Here is a 9,500-nt window from a genome sequence, read left to right as displayed (position 1 = left end):
AAGACGGCACAGCATGGGTCTGCTATCTCCGAGACTGACAACAGGAACACGGCAAGCGTGGCAAAGACGGCAAGGTTTTTATAGATACCTTAATGTTGCCGCCTTGCCTTGTTCCCTCATACCGACACCGCCCGATGATGAACAGTCACCGGGCATTTTTCATTTACAGGAGGATTTTGAATGAACAATACCGCAACCAACAGCACCCCTTGCCCGACTGTCAGAAAGCAGATCGGCAAGACCACCTATATCGTCCGTGTCCATTTCAGCGAGACCGCCAAGGAGACGATGGAGGACAAAATCAAGCGTATGCTTCGTGAAGAAGTCCGCAAAATGTGACTTCTTTTTGAATTTGATGAAAAAGTCCTTGACTTTTCGTCTCTGGCAAGACCGCAAAAAGCATACTTATCTCATGCGGCGCGAGGTTAGCCCCATTCGACATTAAGGAGCTGCGGGAGCTTATGGAAACCGACGAAATGGAGCTTGACACCATAGGCGACAGAAAGACAGCCCTTTTCGTGATTATCAGCGACACCGACGACACCTTTAACTTTGTCGTGAGTATTCTCTACACACAGTTATTCAACCTTTTATGCGACAAAGCAGATGATGAATATGGCGGGCGGCTTCCCGTCCATGTTAGGTGCTTACTTGATGAATTTGCGAATATCGGGCAGATACCAAAGTTTGAAAAGCTCATTGCAACGATACGGAGCCGGGAAATCTCCGCGTCAATCATCTTGCAGAGCCAGTCACAGCTAAAGGCAATCTACAAGGACAACGCCGATACCATAGTCGGCAACTGCGACACCACGCTTTTCTTGGGCGGCAAGGAGAAAACCACCCTCAAAGAAATATCGGAGATTTTAGGCAAGGAAACGATAGACAGCTTCAACACTTCCGAAACCAGAGGGCGGGAGCTTTCGCATGGGCTGAACTATCAGAAATTGGGAAAGCAGCTTATGACGGAAGATGAAATCGCAGTCATGGACGGAGGGAAATGTATCTTGCAGCTACGCGGGGTGCGCCCGTTCTTTTCGGACAAATTCGACATAACGAAACACCCGAAATACAAGTACCTATCCGACGCAGACCCGAAGAACGCCTTTGACATGGAAAAGCACCTTAAACGCCGCCCCGCCATTGTCAAGCCCGACGAGGTTTTTGACTATTACGAGATTGACGCAGCAGACTTACAGGAGGACGCAGACCATGAGGAAACGTAGCGCAGAGGAAAAACAAAAGCAGCTTGAACGGTTTTTAATGAATGTTGCGGAAGCCGCCGACGCTGCATTATGGGAGTATTGGCGGGAAAAGGAAGCGGAACACCGCCGTTTTGCAACGGAGTATGTCACGCGCCGGGGGCTTATCCCGCAACAGTGACAGCATGGCAGACCGCCGGGGGACAGGGGAAGCTACACTTCCCCTACGCTGCCTTGCGGCAGCTACCCCTTTGTGAACTTGCGGGAAGCGAACACCTTGCTACGCAAGCTATTCACTTCCCGCAAGTCTGAAAAAAACGTCCGGCAGCACAGCGGGACACAGAAAGGAGCGATTGAAGCAATCACATCTATCCATACCGGCTACATGATACGCGCCCCCACTTTCCGGCGCAGTACACAGCGGCAGGAGCCGCACCCCTTACAACTGAATACCGCCGCGCCGCAGGACTTACGCAGCGCGGGGACAGCCGCCTTTACCAGAGGGCGGTTTTTTTATGCGGCGGCGACCATACGCTGACCGCCTTTTGTCCGCTTGCCGGACAGCCGCAGACGCGGCAGAAAGGATATATTTATGGCATTTTTCAATAGCGCAGTAGACGTTTTGCAGACCCTTGTTGTAGCACTTGGAGCCGGGCTTGGTATCTGGGGCGTGATTAACCTCATGGAAGGCTACGGCAACGACAATCCGGGCGCGAATGCTTAAGTGTCATAAAGTAGCATATAAAAAATTGATATGCAGCCCTACTATTCCAAACAAACATTGTTAAAAATGACGAAATTTTTTGAGGTTTTACATATCATATCGTGAATAACGCTTGATTTATCGGCATTTTCATGGTAACATTATCCTAAGATATAGTGTGGGAATGTATACAAGGATACTTCGTTGAAAGGAGGGAAAATTGGTGGACTATTTATGGGTGTTGGTATTATTGATTTTGGGAGTTTGTATGGTCTGTTATCCTAAAATATTATGGAAAATAGAAAATTTATTCACAGTAAAAAATGGTGAACCAACCGAACTATATTTAGTATTAATGCGGATTGGTGGTGTATTTTTTATTATTTGTTCAGTTGGTATGATTATATATCTAATTATAAAATGAAACACCCTTATAGTTCTTAAATTGTATCCTATTATTCAAATTCAAGATTTTAACCATGACTGAATTAAATAATCAATTTATTAACCCTGCCGACGGCGAAGCTGTTGATTATCTAAAAGACTATACAACAATATTATATTTGAAAGTCTTGATTACTTTGAAGAAGCATTTTCACATGAAGATGGAGGAAAATATCCTGATATAAATAATTATAGATAATTTTTGGCTTTTCCTCTGACAGTCACACAGAAACAACCCTATCATAAGATAATGTTTCATTTTAAAATTGAATAATCGCCACCCCGCAGCGGCACACAAAGCAGTAAATCCGAAAAAGATTTGCTGCTTTTTTTGCGCCCATTTTTGGCAAATTTCCAAATGTTCCGTATTAGACAGTGAAGCTAAAAAAGATTGCCGTTTTTTTCATACAGCGGGCAAAACACAGCTTCCGAAACGCCTTATTGTCGGGAAAGACCGAACCGCCGGAAAAGTTCTTGCCGGAAAGTCCGTCTATTCTGCTCTTTTGTGGTTTGTAGGGAGTAAGGGGGAGAATGCCAGCCCGCAGCCTTTTATGAAAAAAGCTGGTTATAGATTTCCCGAAAAAGTGGCAGTAGCAAGTGAGGGCAATCCGGCAGCCTTTTATAAAAAAGTTGGTTGCGATTTTTTGAAAAAGTGGCAGTAGGAAGTGAACGGCAGTCCGGCAGTTTCTTAGAGCAAGATTCTACCGCAGTACCAAAATTCGCTTTTCGCTCATTTTGCCCCTGCGGGAATCTTGTTGGGGAGTGCCTTCCCCAAACCCTGCCATGCGGCTTATGCCGCTTAAAAATCCCTCAAAATATTTTTCGGATTTTTCAAAAACAGTTCCGCTTCACACCCTGTTTTTCTCCTATTAGTGAGAGGACACCACGCACAGCCGAAAGGAGGTTTTTACCATGCGAAAACGATACAACACACCGCACCGCAGCCGGGTAGTCAAAACACGCATGACCGAGGAAGAATACGCCGAGTTTGCGGAAAGGTTTTCTGCTTACAACATGAGCCAAGCCGAGTTTATCCGGCAAGCCATAACCGGGGCAGCCATACGCCCCATCATAACCGTTTCCCCCGTCAACGACGAGCTGCTTGCCGCCGTCGGGAAGCTGACCGCCGAATACGGAAAAATAGGCGGAAACTTAAACCAGATAGCCCGGACGCTGAACGAGTGGCACAGCCCCTACCCGCAGCTTGCCGGGGAGGTACGGGCGGCGGTTTCCGACCTTGCTGCCCTAAAGTTTGAAGTCTTGCAGAAAGTGGGTGACGCTGTTGGCAACATTCAAACATATCAGCTCTAAAAATGCCGACTATGGCGCAGCGGAAGCCTACCTCACATTTGAGCATGACGAGTTTACCATGAAGCCCACCCTTGATGAAAACGGGCGGCTGATACCGAGGGAGGATTACCGCATTTCTTCCCTCAACTGCGGGGACGAGGATTTCGCCGTTGCCTGTATGCGAGCCAATCTCCACTATGGGAAAAACCAAAAACGGGAAGATGTGAAAAGCCACCACTATATCATCAGCTTTGACCCACGGGACGGGACAGACAACGGCTTGACCGTAGACCGGGCGCAGGAGCTGGGCGAGCAGTTCTGCAAGGAGCATTTCCCCGGACACCAAGCCCTAATCTGCACCCACCCGGACGGGCATAACCACAGCGGCAATATCCATGTGCATATCGTCATCAACTCCCTGCGGATTTATGAAGTCCCGCTTCTGCCCTACATGGACAGACCAGCCGATACACGGGAGGGCTGCAAGCACCGCTGCACCAATGCCGCTATGGAATATTTCAAGAGCGAAGTCATGGAGATGTGCCACCAGGAGGGGCTTTACCAAATCGACCTCTTGAACGGCAGCAAGGAACGGATAACAGAACGGGAATACTGGGCGGCAAAGAAAGGGCAGCTTGCCCTTGATAAAGAGAACGCTGCCAGAGAAGCCGCAGGACAGCCGACCAAGCCCACCAAGTTTGAAACGGACAAGGCGAAGCTGCGCCGGACGATACGGCAGGCACTTTCCCAAGCCGCCAGCTTTGACGAGTTTTCTTCCCTTTTGCTGCGGGAGGGTGTGACCGTCAAGGAGAGCCGGGGGCGGCTTTCCTACCTCACGCCGGACAGGACAAAGCCTATCACAGCCCGGAAGCTGGGGGACGATTTTGACAAGGCTGCTGTCTTTGCCCTGCTCACGCAGAACGCCCACAGAGCCGCCGAACAGACCAAAGCCATACCCGAATACCCTGCCGCAGTTAAAAAGCCGTTACAAGGGGAAAAAGCTGCAAAAACCACCCCGGCAGACAACACCTTGCAGCGCATGGTTGACCGGGAAGCAAAGCGAGCCGAGGGCAAGGGCGTGGGCTATGACCGTTGGGCGGCAAAACACAATCTAAAGCAAATGGCAGCTACCGTTACCGCCTATCAGCAGTACGGCTTTTCTTCCCCGGAGGAACTGGACGAAGCCTGTTCTGCCGCCTATACCGCCATGCGGGAAAGCCTTACGGAGCTGAAGCAGGTGGAAAAGACGCTGGACGGGAAAAAGGAGCTGCAACGGCAGGTGCTTGCCTATTCCAAGACCCGCCCTGTCCGGGACGGGCTGAAACAGCAGAAAAACGCCAAAGCAAAAGCAGCCTACCGTCAGAAGCACGAAAGCGACTTTATCATAGCAGACGCAGCCGCCCGCTATTTCAAAGAAAACGGCATTTCCAAGCTGCCGGGCTATAAAGCCCTGCAAGCCGAGATTGAAAGCCTTATCCAAGAGAAAAACAGCGGCTACAACGATTACCGGGCAAAACGGGAGGAATACCGCCGCTTACAGACTGTCAAGGGCAATATCGACCAGATTTTACGCCGGAGCGAGCCGCAACGCAGAAAGGAGCAGAGCCATGAACGGTAATATCCCCCGCATGGACTACCGCCAGTACCGGGCAGCCCGCCGCCTTGTGCATGAGTGCTGCAACTATGACAGCGGGAACTGTCTGCTGTTGGAGGACGGCGAGCCTTGCGTGTGTGTACAGAGTATCAGCTATTCGCTGCTCTGCCGCTGGTTTACTGCCGCTGTCCTGCCCCTTGATGAAGCGCTGGAAGCCGCCCTCATGCACCGGGGAAGCCGGAAACGCTGCGCTGTCTGCGGGGCGTTCTTTGCCCCCAAATCCAACCGGGGAAAATACTGTCCGGACTGCGCCGGACGCATGAAGCGGATAAACGCCGCCAAACGGAAGCGGAAACAAAGGGAGAAATGTCACGCTTTAGGGCATTTCAAACCCGCATAAATCAAGGCTTTTTGGGAGGGTGTCAAAGGGTGTGTGATACATTTATCCTTTTCCCTTAAAAACGCCCTCTAAAAGCGTAACAGAACCCACAGACAGACACCACAAGGAGGTGAACCCTATCGCTGATTATATGACCGCAGAAACGGAGCTACCCGCTTACCTGCCTTACCCCCGTTTCCTGCTGAAAATGGACATATCCCACACCGCCAAGCTGCTGTATGCGCTGCTGTTAGACCGTTCCACCCTTTCGCAGAAGAACGGCTGGCAGGACAGCGAGGGGCGGACATACATTGTCTACCCCATAGCAGAGATAGCGGAAATGCTGGATAAAGGCTGTACCACCATAAAGGGCGCACTGAACGAACTGGACGCTGCCGGGCTGCTGGAACGCAGACGGGCGGGCTTTTCTTGTGCCAACCGCCTGTATGTAAAAGTGCCGGATATTCCAGTGGTACAGTTTTCCGACCAACTGACGGACGGAAAACCGCCCCTCATAAGGGCAGGAAACCGACCTACTGACAGCCGGAAAACTGACCTTATGACGGTCGGAAAACCGTCCCCTAACCAAACTAATATAAACAACCTAATAGAGAGCCAAACAAAAAGAGCGAGTGAGGGGCAGCCCCCTGCCGCTTATGGCAGATATAAAAATGTATTCCTTTCTGACGCAGAACTTTTGGAACTGGAACAGGACTTCCCCGGCAAGTGGGAGTATTACCTTGACCGGCTTTCCTGCCATATCGCTTCCACCGGGAAGCAGTACCAGAGCCATGCAGCCACCATTTACAAGTGGGCGCAGGAGGACGCTGCCAAAGGCAAGGCTGCCCCGAAACAGGGCATACCCGATTACTCATGCAAGGAGGGCGAGAGCTTATGAAAAACGAGATTGAAGCTATGATTACGGACATTACAACCACTACCGCCGAAGCGGAGGACTACACAGGCGAGGACGGGCTTTTATACTGCGGCAAGTGCCATACGCCCAAAGAAGCCTACTTTGCAGAGGGAAAGACCTGTTTCGGGCGTGACCGCCACCCAACAGACTGCGACTGCCAACGGGCAGCCCGTGAAAAGCAGCAAGCCGCCGAAAGCCGACAGAAGCACCTTGAAACAGTGGAGGACTTGAAACGCCGGGGCTTTACCGACCCCGCTATGCGGAACTGGACATTTGAGCATGACAACGGCAGAAACCCACAGACCGAAACCGCCCGCTTTTATGTGGATAGCTGGGAAACCATGCAGGCTGAAAATATCGGCTACCTGTTTTGGGGCGGCGTGGGGACAGGAAAAAGCTACCTTGCCGCCTGTATCGCCAACGCCCTTATGGAAAAAGAGGTTGCCGTTCGCATGACAAACTTTGCAACGATACTGGGTGACCTTGCCGCCAGCTTTGAGGGCAGGAACGAATATATTTCCCGCCTTTGCAGCTACCCCTTGCTGATACTTGATGATTTTGGCATGGAGCGAGGGACAGAATACGGGCTGGAACAGGTTTACAGCGTGATTGACAGCCGTTACCGAAGCGGCAAGCCGCTGATCGCCACGACCAACCTCACGCTGGAGGAATTGCAGCACCCGCAGGACACGCCCCACGCCCGTATCTATGACAGGCTGACTTCCATGTGCGCCCCCGTCCGCTTCACGGGCAGCAACTTCCGAAAGGAAACCGCACAGGAAAAGCTGGAACGCTTAAAGCAACTGATGAAGCAGCGAAAGGAGAGCCTATGACAGAAACCAAACAGACAAGCACCACCAAAACAGACCGCCGCCCGGACTGTGTGACGGAAATCCGCATGGGCAACTCCGTCCTTACCGTTTCCGGCTTCTTCAAGCAGGGTGCAACCGACACCGCAGCCGACAAGATGATGAAAGTGCTGAAAGCGGAAGCTGCTACACAAAAAACGGCGATTTGACCGACCATAAAGAAGCAGATTTAACGCTTTTGCCGCTATACAGACAGCCGCCCCATGTGGTACAATCAAGGTACGGAATAGTGGGGCTGGCTGTCGGAAACGGAGGATTTTATGTTAAGACAGACCAACCAACAACCAATTACCGCCCTTTACCCAAGACTTTCCCATGAGGACGAGCTGCAAGGCGAGAGCAATTCCATTTCCAATCAGAAGCGTATCCTTGAAACCTATGCAAAGCAGAACGGCTTTTCCAATCTGCGCTGGTACACGGACGACGGTTATTCTGGTGCGAACTTTCAAAGACCCGGTTTTCAAGCCATGCTTGCGGACATTGAAGCCGGGAAAGTCGGGACAGTTATCGTCAAGGATATGTCGAGGTTAGGGCGAAACTACCTGCAAGTGGGAATGTACACGGAAATGATTTTCCCACAGAAAGGCGTCCGCTTTATCGCTATCAATGACGGAGTGGACAGCGCACAGGGCGACAATGACTTTGCCCCGCTGCGGAATATTTTTAACGAATGGCTGGTGAGAGATACGAGCAAGAAAATACGGGCGGTAAAACGCTCAAAAGGTATGAGTGGCAAGCCTATCACAAGCAAGCCCGTGTATGGCTACCTCATGGACGAGGACGAAAATTTCATTATTGACGAGGAAGCCGCACCCGTAGTCAAGCAGATATACAACCTCTGCCTTGCCGGGAATGGTCCGACCAAGATAGCCCGTATGCTGACCGAGCAGCAAATCCCCACGCCGGGAACGCTGGAATACCGCAGGACGGGACACACCCACCGTTACCACCCCGGCTATGAGTGCAAGTGGGCGACCAATACCGTTGTGCATATCCTTGAAAACCGGGAATACACGGGCTGTCTGGTAAACTTCAAGACTACCACGCAATCCTACAAGTGCAGCAAAATCATTTACAATGACGAGGATAAGCAGGCAATCTTTGAAAACCACCACGAGCCTATCATAGACACTCAGACATGGGAACGGGTGCAGGAGCTACGCAAGCAGCGCAAACGCCCCAACCGCTATGATGAAGTGGGCTTGTTCTCCGGTATACTGTTCTGTGCAGACTGCGGCAGCGTCATGTATCAGCAGCGATACCAGACGGACAAGCGCAAGCAGGACTGTTATATCTGCGGCAACTACAAGAAACGCACCCATGACTGTACGGCGCACTTTATCCGCACCGACCTCTTGACCGCTGGTGTACTCTCCAATCTGCGGAAAGTGACAAGCTATGCGGCAAAGCATGAAGCCCGGTTTATGAAGCTCTTGATTGAGCAGAACGAGGACGGGGGCAAACGCAGGAACGCCGCCAAGAAAAAGGAACTGGAAGCCGCCGAGAAACGCATAGCCGAGTTATCCGCTATCTTCAAGCGGCTGTATGAGGACAGCGTGACCGGGCGCATATCAGACGAGCGTTTCACAGAACTGTCGGCAGACTATGAAGCAGAACAACGGGAGCTAAAAGAAAGAGCCGCCGCTATCCAAGCGGAGCTTTCCAAAGCACAGGAAGCCACCGTGAACGCAGAAAAGTTTATGAATGTTGTCCGGCGGCATACCAGCTTTGAAGAACTTACCCCTACTCTGCTGCGGGAGTTTGTAGAGAAAATCGTTGTGCATGAGTGCAGCTATGACGAGAACAAGACCCGCAGACAGGACATTGAGATTTATTATTCTTTTGTTGGCAAGGTGGACTTGCCGGAATAACCGCCCGACCTATCCGACACAAGAGCTAAGTGCCGGATAGGAACGGCAAAATTTTTTACACTTCTATTACTTCTTTATCACACATCAGCAAAAAGCCAGGGCATGAAGCAGTTTATGGCTAATTAAAGGGAACAAAAAGAAAGGAAAAGCACAATCCAGACGGTATCAGCGGCAGGATACAAGAATAAATTGTGATTACACAAGATTGGTGTTATAATAAGAGAAAAGTTCC

General features: G+C 50.9%; 12 protein-coding genes and 2 pseudogenes. All 14 read left to right on the top strand.

Annotated elements, in window-relative coordinates; genetic code table 11:
- Positions 1-184: hypothetical protein (locus J3351_RS13630; protein ID WP_207697973.1), on the top strand; the 184-nt coding region annotated here is incomplete at its 5' end.
- Positions 181-339 carry a transposon-encoded TnpW family protein gene (locus J3351_RS13625; RefSeq protein ID WP_117534626.1) on the top strand — a complete coding sequence of 53 codons (159 nt, stop codon included), beginning with the start codon at positions 181-183 and terminating at the stop codon, positions 337-339. The genes J3351_RS13630 and J3351_RS13625, both read left to right, overlap by 4 nt.
- Before the next feature lie 41 nt (positions 340-380).
- Positions 381-1,226: pseudogene (locus J3351_RS13620) on the top strand (VirD4-like conjugal transfer protein, CD1115 family); the annotation flags it as partial.
- Entirely contained in the window at positions 1,213-1,383 is a 171-nt protein-coding gene (locus J3351_RS13615) for a hypothetical protein (RefSeq protein ID WP_002569167.1), read from the top strand. The pseudogene J3351_RS13620 and the gene J3351_RS13615, both read left to right, overlap by 14 nt.
- A gap of 411 nt (positions 1,384-1,794) precedes the next feature.
- Positions 1,795-1,923 (top strand): annotated as a pseudogene (locus tag J3351_RS13610) (Maff2 family mobile element protein); the annotation flags it as partial.
- 205 nt (positions 1,924-2,128) lie between these two features.
- Positions 2,129-2,329 (top strand): DUF6199 family natural product biosynthesis protein, encoded by a 201-nt coding sequence (locus tag J3351_RS13605; RefSeq protein ID WP_117659859.1) that lies wholly within the window; start codon positions 2,129-2,131, stop codon positions 2,327-2,329.
- Positions 2,330-2,615: 286 nt separating this feature from the next.
- Entirely contained in the window at positions 2,616-3,011 is a 396-nt protein-coding gene (locus J3351_RS13600; RefSeq protein ID WP_207697971.1) for a hypothetical protein, read from the top strand.
- Positions 3,012-3,261: 250 nt separating this feature from the next.
- On the top strand, positions 3,262-3,660 hold the full coding sequence (locus J3351_RS13595) for a plasmid mobilization relaxosome protein MobC (RefSeq protein ID WP_207697970.1): 399 nt from the start codon (positions 3,262-3,264) through the stop codon (positions 3,658-3,660).
- A complete protein-coding gene (locus J3351_RS13590; protein WP_207697969.1) occupies positions 3,632-5,257 on the top strand; it encodes a relaxase/mobilization nuclease domain-containing protein in 1,626 nt (541 codons plus the stop codon). Before J3351_RS13595 ends, J3351_RS13590 begins: the two co-directional genes overlap by 29 nt.
- A complete protein-coding gene (locus tag J3351_RS13585; RefSeq protein ID WP_207697968.1) occupies positions 5,247-5,633 on the top strand; it encodes a cysteine-rich VLP domain-containing protein in 387 nt (128 codons plus the stop codon). The genes J3351_RS13590 and J3351_RS13585 overlap by 11 nt, the downstream gene beginning before the upstream one ends.
- Before the next feature lie 130 nt (positions 5,634-5,763).
- Positions 5,764-6,510, top strand: a complete 747-nt coding sequence (locus tag J3351_RS13580) for a replication initiator protein A (protein WP_087216857.1) — start codon at positions 5,764-5,766, stop codon at positions 6,508-6,510.
- Positions 6,507-7,361 (top strand): ATP-binding protein, encoded by an 855-nt coding sequence (locus J3351_RS13575; RefSeq protein ID WP_207697967.1) that lies wholly within the window; start codon positions 6,507-6,509, stop codon positions 7,359-7,361. The genes J3351_RS13580 and J3351_RS13575 overlap by 4 nt, the downstream gene beginning before the upstream one ends.
- Positions 7,358-7,546: a transposon-encoded TnpW family protein gene (locus J3351_RS13570; protein ID WP_207697966.1), complete on the top strand. Its 189-nt coding sequence runs from the start codon at positions 7,358-7,360 to the stop codon at positions 7,544-7,546. Before J3351_RS13575 ends, J3351_RS13570 begins: the two co-directional genes overlap by 4 nt.
- Positions 7,547-7,657: 111 nt before the next feature.
- Positions 7,658-9,268, top strand: coding sequence for a recombinase family protein (locus J3351_RS13565; RefSeq protein ID WP_117946828.1), 1,611 nt, complete (start codon positions 7,658-7,660; stop codon positions 9,266-9,268).
- Positions 9,269-9,500: the final 232 nt, after the last annotated feature.

Source organism: Faecalibacterium sp. Marseille-Q0746 (genome assembly GCF_017377595.1).
Lineage (GTDB): Bacteria > Bacillota > Clostridia > Oscillospirales > Ruminococcaceae > Faecalibacterium > Faecalibacterium duncaniae.
Note: the sequence above shows the minus strand (reverse complement) of the source record. Positions and strands in the feature narration are given on the sequence as shown.